The 20,155-nt window shown below is 60.2% G+C and carries 26 protein-coding genes; 11 read left to right on the top strand and 15 right to left on the bottom strand.

Features of this window, described 5'->3' with window-relative positions; all coding sequences use genetic code 11:
- The 9 genes from hisD to J5M72_RS09005 form a co-directional block, all read right to left on the bottom strand.
- Entirely contained in the window at positions 1-1,326 is a 1,326-nt protein-coding gene (gene hisD / locus J5M72_RS09045; protein WP_169428881.1) for a histidinol dehydrogenase, read from the bottom strand.
- 125 nt (positions 1,327-1,451) lie between these two features.
- Entirely contained in the window at positions 1,452-2,087 is a 636-nt protein-coding gene (hisG, locus tag J5M72_RS09040; protein ID WP_085746934.1) for an ATP phosphoribosyltransferase, read from the bottom strand.
- A 127-nt stretch (positions 2,088-2,214) separates the two neighbouring features.
- Positions 2,215-3,480: a UDP-N-acetylglucosamine 1-carboxyvinyltransferase gene (gene murA / locus J5M72_RS09035; protein ID WP_169428880.1), complete on the bottom strand. Its 1,266-nt coding sequence runs from the start codon at positions 3,478-3,480 to the stop codon at positions 2,215-2,217.
- Positions 3,481-3,502: 22 nt separating this feature from the next.
- Complete coding sequence (locus J5M72_RS09030; protein ID WP_039769303.1) at positions 3,503-3,742, bottom strand: BolA family protein; 240 nt, start codon at positions 3,740-3,742, stop codon at positions 3,503-3,505.
- 115 nt (positions 3,743-3,857) lie between these two features.
- On the bottom strand, positions 3,858-4,163 hold the full coding sequence (locus J5M72_RS09025; RefSeq protein ID WP_169428878.1) for an STAS domain-containing protein: 306 nt from the start codon (positions 4,161-4,163) through the stop codon (positions 3,858-3,860).
- Positions 4,160-4,810 carry an ABC transporter substrate-binding protein gene (locus J5M72_RS09020; protein ID WP_207865238.1) on the bottom strand — a complete coding sequence of 217 codons (651 nt, stop codon included), beginning with the start codon at positions 4,808-4,810 and terminating at the stop codon, positions 4,160-4,162. Before J5M72_RS09020 ends, J5M72_RS09025 begins: the two co-directional genes overlap by 4 nt.
- 11 nt (positions 4,811-4,821) lie before the next feature.
- Entirely contained in the window at positions 4,822-5,289 is a 468-nt protein-coding gene (gene mlaD / locus J5M72_RS09015; protein ID WP_169428876.1) for an outer membrane lipid asymmetry maintenance protein MlaD, read from the bottom strand.
- Positions 5,289-6,086, bottom strand: coding sequence for a lipid asymmetry maintenance ABC transporter permease subunit MlaE (gene mlaE / locus J5M72_RS09010; protein ID WP_065260854.1), 798 nt, complete (start codon positions 6,084-6,086; stop codon positions 5,289-5,291). The genes mlaD and mlaE overlap by 1 nt, the downstream gene beginning before the upstream one ends.
- Complete coding sequence (locus J5M72_RS09005) at positions 6,086-6,898, bottom strand: ATP-binding cassette domain-containing protein (protein WP_169428874.1); 813 nt, start codon at positions 6,896-6,898, stop codon at positions 6,086-6,088. The genes mlaE and J5M72_RS09005 overlap by 1 nt, the downstream gene beginning before the upstream one ends.
- A 276-nt stretch (positions 6,899-7,174) precedes the next feature.
- Between J5M72_RS09005 and J5M72_RS09000 the strand changes: the two genes are divergently transcribed.
- The 10 genes from J5M72_RS09000 to J5M72_RS08955 all read left to right on the top strand — a co-directional run bounded on the left by J5M72_RS09000 (position 7,175) and on the right by J5M72_RS08955 (position 14,201).
- Positions 7,175-8,149 (top strand): KpsF/GutQ family sugar-phosphate isomerase, encoded by a 975-nt coding sequence (locus J5M72_RS09000; protein WP_169428873.1) that lies wholly within the window; start codon positions 7,175-7,177, stop codon positions 8,147-8,149.
- The gene (locus J5M72_RS08995; RefSeq protein ID WP_007953567.1) at positions 8,150-8,674 is read left to right on the top strand and encodes an HAD family hydrolase; all 525 of its coding nucleotides are present in this window, start codon (positions 8,150-8,152) and stop codon (positions 8,672-8,674) included.
- Positions 8,675-8,682: 8 nt separating this feature from the next.
- A complete protein-coding gene (lptC, locus tag J5M72_RS08990) occupies positions 8,683-9,255 on the top strand; it encodes an LPS export ABC transporter periplasmic protein LptC (RefSeq protein ID WP_207865333.1) in 573 nt (190 codons plus the stop codon).
- Positions 9,242-9,787: a lipopolysaccharide transport periplasmic protein LptA gene (lptA, locus tag J5M72_RS08985; protein ID WP_169428871.1), complete on the top strand. Its 546-nt coding sequence runs from the start codon at positions 9,242-9,244 to the stop codon at positions 9,785-9,787. Before lptC ends, lptA begins: the two co-directional genes overlap by 14 nt.
- Entirely contained in the window at positions 9,787-10,512 is a 726-nt protein-coding gene (gene lptB / locus J5M72_RS08980; protein ID WP_007953572.1) for an LPS export ABC transporter ATP-binding protein, read from the top strand. The genes lptA and lptB overlap by 1 nt, the downstream gene beginning before the upstream one ends.
- Before the next feature lie 186 nt (positions 10,513-10,698).
- Positions 10,699-12,192 carry an RNA polymerase factor sigma-54 gene (locus J5M72_RS08975; RefSeq protein WP_169428870.1) on the top strand — a complete coding sequence of 498 codons (1,494 nt, stop codon included), beginning with the start codon at positions 10,699-10,701 and terminating at the stop codon, positions 12,190-12,192.
- A 73-nt stretch (positions 12,193-12,265) separates the two neighbouring features.
- Positions 12,266-12,574, top strand: a complete 309-nt coding sequence (raiA, locus tag J5M72_RS08970) for a ribosome-associated translation inhibitor RaiA (RefSeq protein WP_007953578.1) — start codon at positions 12,266-12,268, stop codon at positions 12,572-12,574.
- Between the two features lie 11 nt (positions 12,575-12,585).
- The gene (gene ptsN, locus J5M72_RS08965) at positions 12,586-13,050 is read left to right on the top strand and encodes a PTS IIA-like nitrogen regulatory protein PtsN (protein WP_169428869.1); all 465 of its coding nucleotides are present in this window, start codon (positions 12,586-12,588) and stop codon (positions 13,048-13,050) included.
- 2 nt (positions 13,051-13,052) lie between these two features.
- A complete protein-coding gene (gene rapZ / locus J5M72_RS08960; RefSeq protein WP_169428868.1) occupies positions 13,053-13,910 on the top strand; it encodes an RNase adapter RapZ in 858 nt (285 codons plus the stop codon).
- Between the two features lie 15 nt (positions 13,911-13,925).
- Positions 13,926-14,201 (top strand): HPr family phosphocarrier protein, encoded by a 276-nt coding sequence (locus J5M72_RS08955; RefSeq protein WP_169428867.1) that lies wholly within the window; start codon positions 13,926-13,928, stop codon positions 14,199-14,201.
- Positions 14,202-14,238: 37 nt separating this feature from the next.
- Here the strand turns inward: J5M72_RS08955 and J5M72_RS08950 are convergent, their stop codons facing one another.
- The 6 genes from J5M72_RS08950 to pmbA all read right to left on the bottom strand — a co-directional run bounded on the left by J5M72_RS08950 (position 14,239) and on the right by pmbA (position 19,521).
- Positions 14,239-15,132 carry a ZIP family metal transporter gene (locus J5M72_RS08950; RefSeq protein WP_207865236.1) on the bottom strand — a complete coding sequence of 298 codons (894 nt, stop codon included), beginning with the start codon at positions 15,130-15,132 and terminating at the stop codon, positions 14,239-14,241.
- Between the two features lie 29 nt (positions 15,133-15,161).
- The gene (locus J5M72_RS08945) at positions 15,162-15,773 is read right to left on the bottom strand and encodes a superoxide dismutase (protein WP_169432594.1); all 612 of its coding nucleotides are present in this window, start codon (positions 15,771-15,773) and stop codon (positions 15,162-15,164) included.
- Position 15,774: 1 nt separating this feature from the next.
- Entirely contained in the window at positions 15,775-16,215 is a 441-nt protein-coding gene (locus tag J5M72_RS08940; protein ID WP_207865234.1) for a hypothetical protein, read from the bottom strand.
- A 27-nt stretch (positions 16,216-16,242) separates the two neighbouring features.
- On the bottom strand, positions 16,243-17,619 hold the full coding sequence (locus tag J5M72_RS08935) for a class II fumarate hydratase (protein WP_207865232.1): 1,377 nt from the start codon (positions 17,617-17,619) through the stop codon (positions 16,243-16,245).
- Positions 17,600-18,007 (bottom strand): FagA protein, encoded by a 408-nt coding sequence (locus tag J5M72_RS08930; protein WP_169428863.1) that lies wholly within the window; start codon positions 18,005-18,007, stop codon positions 17,600-17,602. Before J5M72_RS08930 ends, J5M72_RS08935 begins: the two co-directional genes overlap by 20 nt.
- 161 nt (positions 18,008-18,168) lie before the next feature.
- The gene (gene pmbA / locus J5M72_RS08925; protein WP_169428862.1) at positions 18,169-19,521 is read right to left on the bottom strand and encodes a metalloprotease PmbA; all 1,353 of its coding nucleotides are present in this window, start codon (positions 19,519-19,521) and stop codon (positions 18,169-18,171) included.
- A gap of 102 nt (positions 19,522-19,623) precedes the next feature.
- Here pmbA and yjgA point away from each other — a divergent pair, with 102 nt between their 5' ends.
- Positions 19,624-20,148, top strand: coding sequence for a ribosome biogenesis factor YjgA (gene yjgA / locus J5M72_RS08920; RefSeq protein WP_007953598.1), 525 nt, complete (start codon positions 19,624-19,626; stop codon positions 20,146-20,148).
- Positions 20,149-20,155 lie beyond the last annotated feature (7 nt).

Genomic DNA, 20,155 nt, shown 5'->3' with positions numbered 1-20,155 from the left:
TCAGTTCCCCTTCACTTCGTCTTTGATGCGGTACTCGGCGCTGCGAGCGTGGGCGCTCAGCGATTCGCCACGGGCCAGGATCGATGCGGTCTTGCCAAGTTCCGAAGCACCGGCCTCGGAGCAGAAGATGATCGACGAGCGTTTCTGGAAGTCATACACACCCAGCGGCGAAGAGAAACGCGCGGTGCCGGAGGTCGGCAATACGTGGTTCGGTCCGGCGCAGTAGTCACCCAGCGCTTCGGAGGTGTGACGGCCCATGAAGATCGCGCCGGCGTGGCGGATCTGCGGCAGCCAGGCCTGCGGGTCGGCGACCGACAGCTCCAGGTGTTCCGGGGCAATGCGGTTGGCGACTTCGATGGCCTGGGCCATGTCACGCACGTGGATCAAGGCACCGCGACCATTGATCGAGGTTTCAATGATGGTGGCGCGATCCATGGTCGGCAGCAGCTTGTCGATGCTCGCGGCGACCTTGTCGAGGAACCCGGCGTCCGGGCTGACCAGGATCGCCTGGGCGTCTTCGTCGTGCTCGGCCTGGGAGAACAGGTCCATGGCGATCCAGTCCGGATCGGTCTGGCCGTCGCACACCACGAGGATTTCCGACGGGCCGGCGATCATATCGATGCCGACCTGACCGAACACGTGACGCTTGGCCGTGGCGACATAGATGTTGCCCGGGCCGACGACCTTGTCCACCTGCGGCACGCTTTCAGTGCCATAAGCCAACGCGGCAACGGCCTGGGCGCCACCGATGGTGAACACCCGGTCGACGCCGGCGATGCACGCCGCCGCCAGCACCAGTTCGTTGACCTCGCCACGCGGCGTCGGCACCACCATCACCACTTCGGTCACGCCGGCAACCTTGGCCGGAATCGCGTTCATCAGTACCGACGACGGGTACGACGCCTTGCCGCCCGGCACGTACAGGCCGGCGCGATCCAGCGGCGTGACTTTCTGGCCCAGCACCGTGCCGTCGGCTTCGGTGTAGCTCCAGGAATCCTGCTTCTGTTTTTCGTGGTAGCTGCGCACCCGGGCGGCGGCTTTTTCCAGCGCTTCGCGTTGCGGCACGGTGATGCGGGTCAGGGCCAGTTCCAGACGCTCGCGCGGCAGGATCAGGTCTGCCATGGAGGCGACTTCGAGGCCGTCGAATTTCTGGGTGAACTCGACCAGCGCCGCGTCACCGCGCTCGCGCACAGCCTTGATGATGTCCAGCACCCGCTGATTGACCGAGTCGTCAGACACACTTTCCCAGCTCAGCAGATGATCCAGATGATGCGCGAAATCCGGGTCAGCAGCGTTGAGTCGGCGAATTGCAGTCGGTGCGGTCATAGCGAGAGCCTCATAGGAATGGCAAAAACTCAGGCGCCCTAACTTAGCAGTCGTTTCCGCTTGGGCACCTGAGATTCTGGCTATGAGGCGGATAGACGGGCGCGACTCAAGGTCGCGCAGGTACATCAGCCGCGGTGTCGAGACTCCACTGCCTTGCGCAGGGTGTCGATCAACGCCTGGATTCGGGCGTGTTGCATTTTCATCGAAGCTTTATTGACCACCAGACGCGAGCTGATCGTGGCGATCAGTTCCTGAGGTTCCAGGCCATTGGCACGCAGGGTGTTGCCGGTGTCGACCACGTCGATGATCTTGTCGGCCAGACCGATCAGCGGCGCCAGTTCCATCGAGCCATAGAGCTTGATGATGTCGACCTGACGACCCTGCTCGGCGTAGTAACGCTTGGCAACGTTGACGAACTTGGTGGCCACGCGCAGGCGACCCTTGGGCTCGACCGCGCCGACCTTGCCGGCGGTCATCAGCTTGCACTGGGCGATCTGCAGATCCAGCGGCTCGTACAGGCCCTGACCGCTGTATTCCATCAACACATCTTTACCGGCAACGCCGAGGTCGGCCGCGCCATGCTCGACATAAGTCGGCACGTCGGTGGCACGCACGATCAACAGGCGTACGTCTTCCTGGGTCGTGGGGATGATCAGCTTGCGGCTCTTGTCCGGATTCTCGGTCGGCACGATGCCCGCTTCGGCGAGAAGCGGCAGGGTGTCGTCAAGGATGCGGCCCTTGGACAGTGCGATGGTCAACATGGGAAACGTCAGTCCTTATCAAGGTACTCATGCCCGGTCGCAATCGGCGCCGAACATACTTCGAGGGCGTCACCACCCCCGATCAAAACGAATTCAACGGACACGTCCCTGTGTCCCGATGCAGCGACTAGCCCGGAACGCGACGGATCTTGGCGCCCAGCATCTGCAGTTTTTCCTCGATGCACTCGTAACCACGGTCGATGTGGTAGATGCGGTCGATCAGGGTATCGCCTTCGGCCATCAGGGCCGAGATTACCAGGCTGGCAGAAGCCCGCAGGTCGGTTGCCATCACTGGCGCGCCCTTGAGGATTTCAGTGCCGGTCACGATGGCCGTGTTGCCTTCGACCTGGATCTTGGCGCCCATGCGGTGCAGTTCGTACACGTGCATGAAACGGTTTTCGAAGATCGTCTCGATCACGGCACCGGTGCCTTCGGCAATGGCGTTGAGCGAGATGAACTGCGCCTGCATGTCGGTAGGGAACGCCGGGTACGGGGCGGTGCGCACGTTGACCGCTTTCGGGCGCTTGCCGTGCATGTTCAGCTCGATCCAGTCTTCACCGGTAGTGATTTCCGCACCGGCTTCACGGAGCTTTTCCAGAACGGCTTCGAGGATGGTCGGATCGGTGTCCTTGACCTTCACACGACCGCCGGTGACCGCGGCGGCCACCAGGTAGGTGCCGGTTTCGATACGGTCAGGCATGACCTTATAGAAGGCCGAACCCAGACGCTCAACGCCATCGATGGTGATGGTGTCGGTGCCGGCGCCGGATACCTTGGCACCCATGGCGTTCAGGAAGTTCGCCAGGTCGACCACTTCAGGTTCGCGGGCGGCGTTTTGCAGCACGCTGCGACCCTTGGCCAGAGCAGCGGCCATCATGATGTTTTCGGTACCGGTCACGCTGACGGTATCGAAGAAGAAGTGTGCACCGCGCAGGCCACCTTCAGGCGCCTTGGCCTTGATGTAGCCGCCTTCGACGTCAATGATCGCACCCATGGCCTCCAGGCCGCGGATGTGCAGGTCGACCGGACGCGAGCCGATGGCGCAACCGCCAGGCAGTGCGACTTCGGCTTCACCGAAGCGCGCGACCATCGGGCCCAGCACCAGGATCGAGGCACGCATGGTTTTCACCAGCTCGTACGGGGCGATCAGGGTCTTGATGGTGCGTGGGTCGATTTCGACGCTGAGCTTTTCGTCGATCACAGGCTCGATGCCCATGCGACCGAACAGCTCGATCATGGTGGTGATGTCGTGCAGGTGCGGCAGGTTGCCAACAGTCACCGGGCCATCGCACAGCAGAGTGGCGGCCAGGATCGGCAGGGCGGAGTTCTTCGCCCCGGAGATGCGGATCTCGCCATCAAGACGAGCGCCACCGGTAATAATCAATTTATCCATAAGAATCTCGACGCCCTAGGGCTCAGGTGCGCTCGGCCCAGGCCGCGCTGCTGAAAAATTTCATAGTGACCGCGTGGATGCTGCCATCGGCGATCCATGGGTTCAAATGGGCATAGATGCTTTGCTGACGCTTGACCGGGCTCAACGCCGCCAGTTCATCACTAATCACGTTCAGCTGAAAGTTGCAGCCTTCGCCTTCAACTTCCACCAGCGTTCCTGGCAGCTTTCCTTCAAGGAAGCTCTTCACTTCTACGGCCTGCATGCTCAACCTCAATCGGCGCCCTGTGCGCACGGGTCGGACATCATACAAAAAAGCCCCGCGCCTGCGAACCCCGCTGCGCAGGACTCTGACGGGGGGCTTCCCTGTAGATGCGGGTTCAGGGTTGCGCCAACAGCTCGGTCAGCTCGCTGACCTGAGCGATTTCGCGCATGTCTTCCGGCATCTCGCGGATGCTGACGGCCTTGCCGGCAGCTTTCGCGTCGCGAATGAAGCACAGCAGCAACGACAGACCGACACTGCTGGACTTCTCCACCGCCGAGCAGTCGATGACCAATGCCGGAGCATTGCACGACTTGATCAGCGCCCGCCCCTGCTCCCGAAGACCGGGCCCGGTGCGGTAATCCAGCACGCCAGTGAGCTGCAGCACACTGGCTTCGTCCAGACGAACGGCCGACTCGGTCATTGGGCTGGCTTCTCTTGTTTCTCGGCGGTCTGCTTGGCCTTGGCCACTTCGCCGGCCCAGCCGTTGATGGTCTTGTCCAGATCGTTGCCGTTGCGCTGCATCGCGTCGGCGAACTGGTCACGGAACAGCTTGCCGATGTTGATGCCGTTGATGATCACGTTACGCAGCTTCCACTCGCCGTTGATCTTCTCCAGCGTGTACTGAACCGGATAGATCGCGCCGTTGTTGCCCTTGACGGTCATGCCGACGCTGGTGCGATCGCCCGACTCATCCTTCGGCGCATCGACGGTGATGCCCTGGTTGTTGTATTCCAGCAAGGCGTTGCCATAGAACTGGAACAGGCCACGCTTGAAGTTTTCCTGGAAGGTCTGCATCTGCGCCGGCGTGGCCTTGCGCGAGTACTTGACCGTCATGATGCTTTTGGAAATGCCTTCGGCATCCACCACCGGCCCCACGATGTTGTTCAGCGCGGTGTAGAAATCCTGCGGATCCTGCTTGTACTTCTCTTTATTGGCCGACAGATCGGCGAGCATCCGGCTGGTAGTGTCCTGAACCAGATCGTGCGCCGACTGCCCGGGCGCAGCGTTCGCCAGCAATGGCAGTGTCGCGAGCAACACCAACAGGCCACGTCGCAAGGTAGAGATCATTCAAAAGCTCCTCATTTGGCGTCTTTGCTAACGGTATTGAGCAGGAATTTACCGATCAGGTCTTCCAGTACCAGTGACGACTGGGTGTCGTGAATGGTTCCACCATCCTTGAGCCGGGTGTCTTCCCCGCCCACGCTGATACCGATGTACTTCTCGCCCAACAGGCCAGCGGTCAGGATAGACGCTGTGGAGTCGGTCGGCAGGTTGTCGACCTTCTTGTCTACCAACAGAGTAACGCGGCCGGTGAAGCTGTCGCGGTCCAGATCGATCGCCGTGACCTTGCCGATGGTCACACCGGCCATGGTCACTTTGGCTCTGACCGTCAAACCGGCGATATTGTCGAAGTAGGCATATAGCTTGTAGGTATCGGTGGTCGAAGTCGGAGACAGGCCACTGACCCGCAGGGCAAGCAGCAACAAGGCCAGGATCCCTGCCAGCAGGAACAGGCCGACACCGATTTCCAGGGTGCGGTTTTGCATCAGAAATCTCCAAACATCAAAGCGGTCAGAATAAAGTCCAGGCCCAGCACTGCCAGCGAGGCAAACACTACGGTCTTGGTGGTGGCACGACTGATTCCCTCGGAAGTGGGTTCACAGTCGTAGCCTTGGAATACGGCGATCCAGGTCACGACAAAGGCGAATACGATACTTTTGATCACGCCATTGAGCACATCGCTGGAGAAGTTCACGCTGTTCTGCATGTTCGCCCAGTAGGAGCCTTCATAGACGCCCAGCCAGTCGACCGCGACCCAGGAACCGCCCCAGATGCCGACCACGCTGAAGATCATCGCCAGCACCGGCAGGGAAATGAAACCGGCCCACAGGCGCGGAGCAATGATGTACTTGAGTGGATCGACACCGATCATTTCCAGGCTGGACAACTGCTCGGTGGACTTCATGTTGCCGATTTCCGCCGTCAGTGCCGAACCGGCACGACCGGCGAACAGCAGCGCCGTCACCACCGGTCCCAGCTCACGCAGCAGGGTCAAGGCAACCATCTGCCCCACCGCCTGCTCCGAGCCATAGCTCGACAGGATGTTGAACCCCTGCAGCGCCAGCACCATGCCGATAAAAATCCCGGAGACCACAATGATCACCAGCGACATCACACCGACCGAATGCAGTTGCTTGACCAGCAGGCCAAAGCTGCCACCGATGCCGCCTCGACCGAGCAAGGCATGAAACAGGAACAGGGTCGAACGCCCGAATACCGCGACGGTGTCGATCCCCGCCTGGCCAAACCGACGCACACGCTCCATTAATGTAATTCTGCGCATCAGCGGCGCTTCCCCAGAAGATCTGCGCGGTAATCCGTCGCTGGAAAATGATATGGCACCGGCCCGTCGGGATCACCGGTCATGAATTGACGGATTCGCGGCTCGTCCGAGTTCATCAGCTCATCCGGCGTGCCCTGCCCCAGCACCTGACCATCGCCCACGACATAAATGTAATCGGCAATGCTCGCCGTTTCGGCGAGATCGTGGGAAACCACGATACTGGTGATCCCCAATGCATCGTTGAGCAGGCGAATCAGGCGCACCAGAACGCCCATGGCGATCGGGTCCTGGCCGACGAACGGTTCGTCGTACATGAGAATCTGCGGATCAAGTGCAATCGCCCGGGCCAGAGCCACGCGACGCTTCATGCCACCGGACAGCTCATCGGGCATCAGCTCGATGGCCCCCCGCAGACCCACGGCCTGCAATTTCAGCAGGACGATGTCGCGGATCATTTCTTCCGGCAACTCGGTATGAACGCGCAGGGGAAAGGCGACGTTCTCGAACACGTCGAGATCAGTGAACAGGGCGCCGCTCTGAAACAGCACGCCCATGTGCTTGCGCGCGTCGAACAGATCGCTGCGCGACAGCGCAGGCAGGTTCTGGCCATTGACCCAGACCTCGCCCTTCGATGGACGCAACTGGGCCCCCATCAGGCGCAGCAGCGTAGTCTTGCCACACCCGGAAGGCCCCATGATTCCGGTGACCTTGCCGCGCGGGATGCGGATATCGACGTTATTGAAAATGCTCCGCGCACCGCGCTTGAAGGAGACTCCCTTCAGCTCGACCGCGTAGGCGTTATCGGCACTCATCTAAACTCCTTGCGATGCAGCCTCTCACTCGGACGCCTGGCTTTCTGGAGAAAGCCCTTACATCCCGGGCAGGCCGAACTGGCGGCGAACTATATCACTGCAAAGGGCAAGCGCCCAAGGCCTCTCCCCGGCCACGTTCAGCGATATGACAGGCCGCAAGCGTTTAACTGAAGGCTTTTGTTAACAAGGAATGACAAAGCACGACGAACTTGCGTGAGGCTTTTCAACATAACCGCTATAATCGCCGCCTTTTCATCGGGCTATACGATTTCTGACATGAGCCAAACCAGCGACCTGATTCAATCGGCACAACGCACCATCCGCCTCGAAGTGGAAGCCGTACAAGGCTTGTTGCCCCATATCGACGCCGATTTCGTACGCGCTTGCGAGATGATTCTGGCCAGCAAGGGCCGTGTAGTCGTGGTCGGCATGGGCAAATCCGGGCACATCGGCAACAAGATTGCCGCGACCCTGGCCAGCACCGGCACCCCGGCATTTTTCGTGCACCCGGCCGAAGCCAGTCACGGCGACATGGGCATGATCACCCGTGATGACGTGATTCTGGCCCTGTCGAACTCCGGCTCCACCAACGAGATTGTTACCCTGCTGCCGCTGATCAAGCGCCTGGGCATCCAGCTGATCAGCGTGACCGGCAACCCGCAATCGCCACTGGCCAAAGCCGCAGAGGTCAATCTCAACGTTCACGTCGAGCACGAAGCCTGCCCGCTGAACCTGGCGCCGACCTCCTCGACCACTGCCGCCCTGGTCATGGGCGATGCCCTGGCCGTCGCGTTGCTGGAAGCCCGCGGCTTCACCGCCGAAGATTTCGCCTTTTCCCACCCGGGTGGCGCACTCGGCCGTCGCCTGCTGCTGAAAGTGGAAAACGTCATGCACGCAGGTCAAGAGCTGCCGCAGGTACAGCGCGGCACCCTGCTCAAGGACGCCCTGATGGAAATGACCCGCAAGGGTCTGGGCATGACCGTCATTCTCGAAGCCGACGGCAGGCTTGCCGGGATCTTCACCGACGGCGACCTGCGCCGCACGCTGGATCGCAGCATTGATGTACACAGCGCGACCATCGACCAGGTGATGACCGTACATGGCAAGACCGCCCGCGCCGAAATGCTCGCTGCCGAAGCCCTTAAAATCATGGAAGACCATCGAATCAACGCACTTGTCGTCGTGGACGAGGACGATCGCCCGATCGGCGCCTTCAACCTCTCCGACCTGCTGCGCGCAGGAGTGATGTAAATGAGCAACGATCTGCTGCAACGCGGCAAAGCCATCAAACTGGCGGTTTTCGACGTCGACGGTGTTCTCACCGACGGGCGCCTGTACTTCCTTGAAGACGGTAGCGAATTCAAGACGTTCAATACCCTCGATGGCCAGGGCATCAAGATGTTGATGAACGCCGGCGTACAGACCGCCATTATCAGCGGTCGCAAGACTCCGGTGGTCGAGCGTCGGGCAAAGAACCTGGGTATCCCGCACCTGTTTCAGGGTCGTGAAGACAAACTGGTGGTTCTCGACGGTCTTCTGGAGCAACTGGGCCTAAGCTATGAACAAGTGGCTTACCTCGGCGACGACTTGCCCGACCTGCCGGTGATCCGTCGAGTGGGACTCGGCATGGCTGTAGCCAACGCCGCGGCCTTTGTGCGCGAGCACGCTCACGGCGTCACTCAGGCCCGCGGCGGCGAAGGTGCCGCCCGCGAATTCTGCGAACTGATCCTGCGCGCCCAGGGCAGCCTCGATGCCGCCAACAACGCGTACCTGTGAGTCAAACCATGTTTAGCAAAAAATTTCGCAACATACTGCTGTTCGGTTGCATCGCTGCGATTTTCGGCGCAGTCGGCTACTGGAACATCAGCCCGGAACGCTTCCTCGACAAGCCTCCTGTCTCCGCAGCAGAAAGCCCGATCGACTGGTACGCGACCAACACCCACACCTTGCAGTATCTGGAAGATGGCAAGGTGCAGTACGAAATGACGTCCGAGAAGGCCGAGCACGTCAAGGCGACCGACATTACACTGGTCACACAGCCCGACCTGAACATGTACCGCGGCACCGACTTCCCGTGGCACGTGACCAGCGAGCGCGGCGAAGTGAACTCCGGAGGCACCGAAGTCGAACTGATCGACTCGGTCCGGATCAAGCGTACCGACGAAAAGAACCGCGACACCCTGATCACCAGCACCCGAATGACGGTGTTCCCTCAGCAGCAATATGCGCAGACCCAGCAACCCGTTAGAATCGACGGCGCTGGCGGTGTATCGACCGGCGTGGGAATGAAAGCGTATTTGAAGGAAAGCAGGATACACCTGCTATCGAACGTAAGAGGACAGTATGAGGCTCGTTAAAACCCTCCCTATTTTGCTCAGTCTGGGCGCAGCACTGGGAAGCGTGAGCGCCTGGGCTCTGCCGAACGATAGTCAGCAACCGATCCGCATCCAGGCTGACGACGCTCAGCTCGATGACAAGAATGGCATCGCGACCTATAAGGGCGATGTGATCATCACCCAGGGTTCGATGATCGTCAAAGGCAACACCGTGACCATGACCCGTGCGCCTAACGGTGACATCGACGTCGTGACTTCGGTGGGCAACCTCGCCTACTTCGAGCAGCTGCAGACTGCCGGTGATGCCAAACCCGTCCAGGGCTGGGGCGTGACGATTCAGTACCACGCTGCGCAGAACCGCGTCGTGCTGATCGACAAGGCAAAAGTCGTCGACAAGGACAACAACACCACTCAGGGCGAGAAAATCGTCTATGACACGGTGAAAAAACTGGCCAGCGCCGGTCGAGCCACTGGCAGCAAGGTCACCGAAGCGCGTCCGCGCATCGACATGGTGATCCAGCCGAAGAAGAAAACCGACGAGAAAACCCAGTAATGGCAACTCTGAAAGCTCAGCACCTGGCCAAGGCTTATAAAAGCCGCCAGGTCGTGCGCGACGTCAGCCTGTCGATTGACAGCGGTCAGATCGTCGGTCTGCTCGGCCCGAACGGCGCCGGCAAGACCACGTGCTTCTACATGATCGTCGGCCTGGTTCAGGCCGATCAGGGTCGCGTACTGATCGACGACCTGGACGTAAGTCACCAGCCCATGCACGGTCGCGCAAAAGCCGGTATCGGTTATCTGCCGCAGGAAGCGTCGATCTTTCGCAAACTGTCGGTCGCCGACAACATCATGGCCATCCTCGAGACCCGTCAGGAGCTCGACAAGGCCGGTCGTCGCAAGGAGCTGGAAAGCCTGCTGCAGGAATTCCACATCAGCCACATTCGCGACAACCTCGGCATGAGCCTGTCCGGTGGTGAGCGCCGCCGCGTGGAGATCGCTCGCGCACTGGCTACGGCGCCGAAGTTCATTCTGCTCGACGAACCATTCGCCGGTGTCGACCCGATCTCCGTGGGCGACATCAAGCAGATCATCCACCACCTCAAGGCCAAGGGCATCGGTGTGCTGATCACCGACCACAACGTCCGTGAGACGCTGGATATTTGCGAAACAGCCTACATCGTCAACGACGGCCAACTGATTGCCGAAGGCGACTCCGCGACCATCCTCGCCAACGATCTGGTGAAGGAAGTGTACCTGGGTCACGAGTTCCGCCTGTAAGCGCGAAGGTATTCGAGCGGCCGTCCGGGTGCTGTAACGTTGAAGCGCATTTTTATAGGCTTTTATTGTTACAGCGCTCTAGGCAAACACGACAGTTTCAGGCATATAATTTGCTTAAGTTTGGCGCTCCGGCGCCCTGTAGTGGATGGCGCATAGCGCCGGCGAATAAGGTGTTAAGCCCCTGCCATGAAACCATCGCTAGTCTTGAGAATGGGCCAGCAGCTGACGATGACACCGCAGCTGCAACAGGCCATCCGCCTGCTCCAATTGTCGACCCTGGATCTGCAACAGGAAATCCAGGAGGCGCTGGAATCCAACCCGATGCTCGAACGCCAGGAAGACGGCGACGACTTCGACAATTCCGACCCGCTGGCCGACAACGCCGAACAGAAACCCAACACCGAGATCCAGGAACCTTCCTATCAGGAAACCGCGCCGACGGTCGACAATCTCGAGGACGGCGAATGGAACGAGCGCATCCCCAACGAACTCCCTGTGGACACCGCCTGGGAAGATGTCTACCAGACCAGCGCCAGCAGCCTGCCCAGCAGCGATGACGACGAGTGGGATTTCACCACCCGCACCTCTGCCGGTGAAAGCCTGCAAAGCCACTTGCTGTGGCAACTGAACCTGGCGCCGATGTCCGACACCGACCGCCTGATCGCTGTCACCCTGATCGACTGCATCAACAATCAGGGCTACCTCGACGAAACCCTCGAAGAAATTCTCGACGCATTTGATCCGGAACTCGACATCGAGCTGGACGAGATCGAAGCCGTCCTGCACCGCATCCAGCAGTTTGAACCCGCCGGCATCGGCGCCCGCAACCTGAGTGAATGCCTGCTGCTGCAATTGCGCCAGCTATCGACCAAGACCCCCTGGCTGGCGGAAGCCAAGCGTCTGGTCACCGATTACATCGACCTGCTCGGCAGCCGCGACTACAGCCAGTTGATGCGGCGCATGAAGCTCAAGGAAGATGAACTGCGCCAGGTCATCGAACTGGTCCAGAGCCTCAACCCGCGCCCCGGCTCGCAAATCGAGTCCACCGAGGCCGAATACGTGGTACCCGACGTGATAGTGCGCAAGGACAACGAGCGCTGGCTCGTCGAGCTGAACCAGGAATCCGTGCCACGCCTGCGGGTCAATGCCCAATACGCCGGTTTCGTGCGCCGCGCCGACACCAGCGCCGACAATACCTTCATGCGCAATCAGTTGCAGGAAGCCCGCTGGTTCATCAAGAGTCTGCAGAGTCGCAACGAAACCCTGATGAAGGTAGCCACTCAGATCGTCGAACATCAGCGCGGATTCCTGGAGTACGGCGACGAAGCCATGAAGCCACTGGTGCTGCACGACATCGCTGAAGCGGTGGGTATGCACGAGTCGACGATTTCCCGGGTGACCACGCAAAAATTCATGCATACCCCGCGGGGCATATATGAACTGAAATACTTTTTCTCCAGCCATGTCAGCACCTCCGAAGGCGGCGAATGCTCGTCCACGGCGATCCGCGCGATCATCAAGAAACTGGTCGCCGCGGAAAATCAGAAAAAGCCGTTGAGTGACAGCAAGATCGCTGGTTTACTGGAGGCACAAGGCATTCAGGTGGCTCGCCGCACCGTCGCCAAGTACCGCGAATCCCTGGGAATCGCGCCTTCGAGCGAACGCAAGCGGTTGATGTAAGCCACGTTACAGCGTTCCAGTGGCAGGCTCTTCGGCCTGCCGCTTTATGCACTGGCAACGAAGGAGAAGCTGTATGCAAGTCAACATCAGTGGACACCAACTGGAAGTTACCCAACCTCTCCGTGAGTACGTTGAGCAAAAGCTCAAGAGGCTTGAGGGACATTTCGACAAGATCACCAACGTGCAAGTCACGATGTGCGTCGAAAAGCTGAAGCAGAAAATCGAAGCCACGCTGCATATTCCCGGCAACGAGGTCGTCGCAAACGCGGAACATACCGATATGTACGCAGCGATCGACGCGCTGACCGACAAGCTTGATAAACAACTCAAAAAGCATAAGGAAAAGACCCAGAGCCTGCTCCAGGGCGCTACCGGTCGATAACCCCCACCCCCATGATCCGACTTGAAAGCATCCTGACCCCCGGCCGTTCCCTGGTGAACGTGCCGGGCGGCAGTAAAAAGAAAGCCCTCGAACAAATTGCCAACCTGATCGCCCGGGAAGTCCCGGATCTGGAGATGCAAGATGTCTTCGAGGCGCTGATTGCCCGTGAAAAACTCGGCTCGACGGGTTTTGGCAACGGCATCGCCATTCCCCACTGTCGCCTCAAGGGCTGTGAATCGCCCATCAGTGCCTTGATGCACCTGGAAGCCCCAATAGATTTCGATGCCATCGATGGCGCACCGGTCGACCTGCTGTTCGTGTTGCTGGTCCCGGAAGCTGCCACCGATGCGCACCTGGAGCTGCTGCGCCAGATCGCCAGCATGCTCGACCGCAAGGAAGTGCGCGAGAAACTGCGTCGCGCCACGACTAACGAAGCCTTGTATCAGGTTGTCCTGGACGAGCAAAACGGGCACTAAACATGCGCTTGATCATCGTCAGTGGCCGTTCCGGCTCGGGCAAAAGCACCGCACTGGATGTCCTTGAGGACAACGGTTACTACTGCATCGACAATCTGCCGGCCGGCCTGTTGCCAGAGTTGGCGGAGCGCGCGCTGATTCATACTGAACTGTCTCAACCACTGGTCGCGGTGTCGATCGATGCACGCAACCTGCCAAGCCACCTCTCGCGCTTCCCGGAGTTGCTTGAAGAAGTTCGCAGTCGACACATCCAGTGCGACGTCCTGTACCTGGACGCCGACGAAGAAACCCTGCTCAAGCGTTTCTCGGAAACCCGTCGCCGTCACCCGCTGAGCAGCGCCAACCGTTCGCTGGCCGAGGCAATCGACGATGAAACCGCCCTGCTGGGCCCCATCGCCGATCTGGCCGACCTGAAGGTCAATACCACCAATCTGAACCTGTATCAGTTGCGCGACACCATCAAGCTGCGGCTGCTGAACCAGCCTGAGCCGGGCACGGCATTTCTGGTGGAGTCGTTCGGTTTCAAACGCGGCATGCCGGTGGATGCGGATCTGGTGTTCGATGTACGCTGCCTGCCCAACCCGTACTGGAAACCCGAGCTGCGCGCACAGTCCGGGCTCGATGAGCCGGTGGCCGAGTACCTGGCGGCGCAGCCGGAAGTCGAAGAGATGTTTCAGGACATCTACGCCTATCTGTTCAAATGGCTGCCGCGCTTCGCTGCGAGCAATCGTGCCTACGTGACCATTGCCATTGGCTGCACCGGCGGGCATCACCGCTCCGTCTACCTGACCGAACGTCTGGGTCAGGCCCTGCAGAAAACCCTGAAAAACGTCCAGGTCCGCCACCGCGACCTCAGCTAAAGGATTCACACCGCGATGCCTGCTCTGGAAATCGAAATCATCAACAAACTGGGACTGCATGCCCGGGCGTCGGCAAAGTTCGTGGGCGTGGCGGGTCAGTATCCCGACTGCACGATCAGAGTAGGTCGCACCCCCGAAACCACGGTTGATGGCAAAAGCATCATGGCGATGATGATGCTCGCGGCCGGCAAGGGCACCAAAATCTACCTGAGTACCGAGGGTCATCAGGAACAGGAAGCCATGGATGCACTCGTCGCCCTGATCAACAACTACTTCGACGAAGGCGGCTGAAAGTCCATTGTGGCGAGAGCGGTCTCTCTCGCCATACTTATCCCAACGCCGTATCCATCACCATCATCAGACAGAAACCCATCAGCAATCCCAGACTCGCCAGCTTGTCGTGACCATTGCGTCGCGACTCCGGGATCACTTCGTGGGTCACCACCAGCAACATTGCCCCGGCCGCCAGCGCCAATCCCAGGGGCAACAACAATTCCGCCAGGCTGACCAGCCACGCACACAGCAGGGCGAACACCGGTTCGACCAGACCTGAGGCCGCCCCGATCAGAAACGCATTGACCCGCGACATCCCTGCCCCGGCCAGCACCAGCGCAATCACCAGCCCTTCCGGCACGTCCTGCAAGGCGATACCCATCGCCAGGCTGTCAGCGTCCTGCATGCCGCCGCCAGCGCTGACGCCGACGGCCATGCCTTCCGGAATGTTATGGGCAATGATGGCAAACACGAACAGCCAGATCCGCGGGGGAATCACCGGATGCTCGACACTGCCGATCAGCATCTCCGGTGACGCGCCGGACAACTTGCGGTCCACCAGATACAGGCCGAAAGCACCGAGCATGATGCCGAAACAGATCAGACCACTGGCGCCCCAAGGGCTCAGCCCCAGGCCTTCTGCGGCGGCAATCCCCGGCACGATCAGCGAAAACGCGGTCGCCGCCAGCATCACGCCAGCGCCAAACCCCAACAGCGTATCGCCTAACACCTGAGGCATGTTGCGGATCACCAGCACCGGAACCGCCCCGAGTGCCGTACCAAGAGCGCAGATCGCACCGCCCTGCAATGCCCGGGACAGTTTCGGCTCCAGGCTCAGCCATTCGAGTCCGTGAGCCACCAGCAAGGTCATGCCCGCCAACAGCAGCAGCGCCCCGAATGCGTAACGGAACATACGCCCACTTCCGATCGCCAGTGTTTCAGTGCCCATAGTCAGCCCTGGAGTGTTTTATAGACGACCTAAACCAGCGCAGCCTGATAACGCGCAGCGACTTCAGGCCAATTGATCACGTTGTAGAACGCGCTGATGTATTCCGGGCGGCGATTCTGATAACGCAGGTAGTAGGCGTGTTCCCACACGTCGAGTCCGAGAATCGGCGTGTGGCCGCTCATCAGCGGGCTGTCCTGGTTACCGCTGCTTTCCACCACCAGCTTCTTGTCCGCAGTGACACTGAGCCACGCCCAGCCGCTGCCGAAGCGGGTCAGCGCAGCTTTGGTGAAGGCTTCCTTGAAGCTGTCGAGACCACCCAGTTGCTCATCGATCGCCCTGGCCAGCGCTCCGTTCGGCTTGCCCCCACCGTTGGGCACCATCACTTCCCAGAACAGCGAATGGTTGGCATGCCCCCCACCCTGGTTGATGACCGCCGCACGCAACGTTTCCGGCAGTTGCTGAACGCTGGCCACCAGCTTTTCCACCGGCCACTCGGCGTATTCAGTGCCCTCGACTGCGGCGTTCAGGTTGTTGATGTAGGTCTGGTGATGCTTGGTGTAATGAATCTCCATGGTCTGCGCATCGATGTGCGGTTCCAGTGCGTCGTAGGCATAAGGCAGTGCTGGCAGGGTAAAAGCCATATCAGTGGACTCCATGGTGATATTGAGCAGGCACGCGGCGTGCGTTGCCGGTATCCGGGTGCAGCAGACGCTGGGTGCGCGGGTATTCGCCGTGCTCGCTGATGAAGTTGAGCAGCTCGACATAGGTCTTGCTGCTCTGGCGCAGCGCCGCTTCACGCAGCGCCGGGCGCAGACGCTCATCCTGCATGGCCTGCAACAGGCGCTGGTGGATCGCGCACAGGTATTCGGCGCTCTCCTCCGGCTGGTTCAGGCGCAGATGCAGGTCGGCCAGGTTGTGATGGGAAATAACGCAGGCCGCTACCGCTTCGTCGGCATCGCCCCAGCGCTCGAACAGCACCTGGGCCAGGGCCAGCGCTTGCAGATAGGCCTCGCGGGCGTCGATCAGTTCGCCCAGCATGAAGCAGCGATTGGCCCGTTCGATCGTGCGTTTCCAGTGCTCCATGGTGAACCTCCAAAGCGATTGCGGTGCTTACACGCCGCCGGCGGTGAGTTTCTCGGGATTGAGCAACTCTTCCAGCTGGCTGCGCGACAGGTCGGTGTGTTCCAGCGCAACGTCAATCACCGGACGGCCCTGTTTGTAGGCCTGCTTGGCGATTTCCGCGGCTTTCTGGTAACCGATGATCGGGTTGAGCGCTGTGACCAGAATCGGGTTGCGCGACAGCGCTTCCTTGAGGCGCGACTCGTTGACCTTGAAACTGGCGATGGCCTTGTCACCCAGCAGACGGCTGGCATTGGCCAGCAACTCGATGCTGCTCAACAGGTTCTGAGCGATGATCGGCAGCATCACGTTCAGTTCAAAGTTGCCTGACTGACCGGCGATGGTGATCACCGAATCGTTGCCGATGACTTGCGCCGCCACCATCGCAGTGGCTTCCGGAATCACCGGATTGACCTTGCCCGGCATGATCGACGAGCCCGGCTGCAAGCCTTCCAGTTCGATTTCGCCAAGGCCGGCGAGCGGGCCGGAGTTCATCCAGCGCAGGTCGTTGGCGATTTTCATCAGCGAGACGGCGGTGGCCTTGAGCTGACCCGACACGGCCACGGCCGTGTCCTGCGAGCCGATCAGCGCGAACAGGTCCTTGCCCGGGGTGAATTGCACGTTGGTCAGTTGGCTCAATTGGCGGCTGAAACGCGCAGCGAATTCCGGATGCGCGTTGATTCCGGTGCCGACCGCCGTGCCGCCCTGAGCCAGGGATTGCAGGCTTGGCAGCAAATCCTGCAGGTGACTGATATTGGCCTTGAGCTGCTGCGCCCAACCGTTGAGTACCTGGCTCATGCGCACCGGCATGGCGTCCATCAAGTGAGTACGGCCGGTCTTGACGTGGTGATGCACCTGTTCGGCCTTGCGCTCGATGACTTGTACCAGATGCAGCAGGGCCGGCAGCAACTGCTCGTGCAGCGCCAGTGCGGCGCTGACGTGGATGGTGGTCGGGATGATGTCGTTGCTGCTCTGCCCGCAGTTGACGTGATCGTTGGCGTTCACCGGATCGTCGAGCAGGCGACTGGCCAGGGTGGCGATCACTTCGTTGGCGTTCATGTTGGAGCTGGTGCCGGAACCGGTCTGGAAGATATCCACCGGGAAATGCTGCATGAAGTCGCCTTCGAGCAGACCCTGGGCGGCATCGCTAATGGCTTTGCCTTGCGCGGCGCTGAGCTGGTTGAGTTCGACGTTGGCCCGTGCGGCAGCGGCTTTTGCCAGAATCAGCGCACGGATGAACGAGGTCGGCATCGGTTTGCCGCTGATCGGGAAGTTATCCACTGCACGCTGGGTCTGCGCGCCGTAGAGAGCGTCCACCGGCACCTGCAGTTCGCCCATGCTGTCACGCTCAATACGTGTCTTGGTCATCTGAAAATCCTTGCACCAGTTCAATAAGGGGAATCGAGGGTTGCAACTCGCAAGTGGCGAGCTGCCAGGCGTAGCTTTGCCAGCGTTTGAGCCGGCATTTGCACAGCGTCAGGCGCTCCATTTCACGCAATGGGCGCCAGGCCTGATCGAGACAGAGACTGCGCCAGTGCCACGGCAGAGCGATGTCGGTGGCCGTGTCGAGCAGCAGGCGGAAAGAGGTTTCAGCGACAGTCCAGGGCGAGGTCGCCGTGCAGCAGGCCAGATACCGGCCTTCGGCCAGGTAGTGCTCGATCAGGCGCGGTTCGTCCGGGTCCATGGCGCAACGGATCTGGCGACTCATCCAGCGCCAGCTTTCGAGGTACGGCTGCTCGTGCAAGGCAGAACTCATGATCCTGGGCTCATTCGATAATGAGATTTATTATTAGATGATAATGAGAACCAAAACAAGCGTAGGTTTTAAGCGGCCTTGTCCATCCGGAAAAAATTGCAGACACAAAAAAGGCGCGCCACCGGATTGGGTGGCGCGCCTTTTGTTTGCCTGTCGGAAACTTAGCTGCCCGCGACAGTCATCTTCTCGATCAACACCGAACCGGTGCGAATGTTGCTGCGCAGCTCCAGATCATTACCGACTGCGACGATCTGCTTGAACATGTCGCGCATGTTGCCGGCGATGGTCACTTCCTGCACCGCGAACTGGATCTCACCGTTCTCGACCCAGAAACCCGCCGCACCGCGCGAGTAATCACCGGTCACCATGTTCAAACCATGGCCCATCAACTCGGTGACCAGCAGGCCACGCCCCATACGCCGCAGCAAGGCAGCCTGGTCTTCATCACCATGAGTGACGAACAGGTTGTGTACGCCGCCCGCGTTGGCGGTGCTCGGCATACCGAGTTTACGACCGGAATAGGTGCCGAGGATGTACGACACCAGCTCGCCTTTCTCGACGAACGGTTTGGCATAGGTCGCCAGACCGTCACCATCGTAGGAGGCACTGCCCATGGCACGCATCAGGTGCGGGCGTTCGTCGATGGTCAGCCATTCCGGGAACAGCTTCTGGCCCAGGGTGCCTTCGAGGAACGACGATTTGCGGTACAGACTGCCGCCGGAAATGGCCGACAGGAAGCTGCCGAACAACCCACCCGCCAATTCCGCCGAAAACAGTACAGGCACTTCGCAGGTCGGTACCGGACGCGCGCCCAGACGGCTCGCCGCTCGCTGTGCCGCACGCTGACCAATGCTCACCGGATCCGCCAGCAAACTGCCCTGGCGGTTCACGTCATACCAATAATCGCGCTGCATCTGGCCATCGGCCTCGGCGATCATCACGCAGCTCAGGCTGTGTCGCGTCGAAGCATAACCGCCGATGAAACCGTGGCTGTTGCCATACACGCGGCAGCCCTGATGAGTGCTCAACGTAGTGCCATCGGCATTCTTGATCCGGGCATCGGCGTCGAACGCCGCCGCTTCACAGAGCAATGCCTTCTCGATGGCCTGCTCCGGAGTGATGTCCCATTGGTGGAACAGGTCGAAATCCTGAATATCCCGGGCCATCAGGGCGGCATCCGCCAGCCCCGAGGCTTCATCTTCCGAGGTGTGCCTGGCAATCGCCAGCGCCGCGGCGACAGTCTCGCGAATCGCATCCGGCCCGGTGGCAGACGTGCTGGCAGAACCCTTGCGCTGGCCGACGTACAACGTGATGCCAAAGCCCTGATCGCGGTTGAACTCGACCGTTTCTACCTCACGTTGACGCACGGAGGTTGACAGACCCTGCTCCAGCGACACCGCCACTTCGCAGGCACTGGCGCCCTGGCGCCTGGCTTCGGCGATGATCTGCTCGACCTGTTCCTGCAGTGCCGGCAATGCCTGTGGGCCGACGCTTTCAACTGCACTCATGCTCATCTCCACTCAAATTCTGCTTTCGGCTGGGGCCTTCGAGCGACCGGGCCGGACAAGCGGCCCCCGACTGGTTATCATGGCGGCGTTTCTTTGCGGACTGCCACCATGGTTGATTCTTACGACGACTCCCTCGATACGGGAGAAAAAAGCAAATCCCAGGTCAAACGCGAGCTGCATGCTCTGGTTGACCTTGGCGAGCGCCTTACAACGCTCAAGCCCGACTTGCAGGCGAAACTGCCATTGACCGACGCTTTGCGCCGGGCCCTGGCCGATGCGCCCAAGCACACCGCGAACATCGCGCGTAAACGGCACTTGCAGTTCATCGGCAAACTGATGCGCGATCAGGACACTGACGCCATTCTCACCTTGCTCGATCAACTCGATGCCTCGACCCGTCAGTACAACGAGCGTTTCCACAACCTCGAACGCTGGCGTGACCGCCTGATCGCCGGTGACGATGCCGTGCTGGAGAAATTCGTCGTCGATTACCCGGACGCCGACCGCCAGCAACTGCGTTCCCTGATCCGTCAGGCCCAGCACGAGGTTGCGCAAAACAAACCTCCTGCCTCGAGCCGCAAGATCTTCAAGTACATCCGTGAGCTGGACGAGACTCAACGCGGTCTGCGCTGATATTCGC

Origin of the sequence: Pseudomonas sp. 58(2021) (assembly GCF_017491585.1) — a bacterium.
In the GTDB taxonomy this organism is placed as follows: Bacteria; Pseudomonadota; Gammaproteobacteria; order Pseudomonadales; family Pseudomonadaceae; genus Aquipseudomonas; species Aquipseudomonas fluorescens_BT.
The sequence above is the reverse complement of the archived record's forward strand: the minus strand, read 5'-3'. Positions and strand labels throughout refer to the sequence as shown.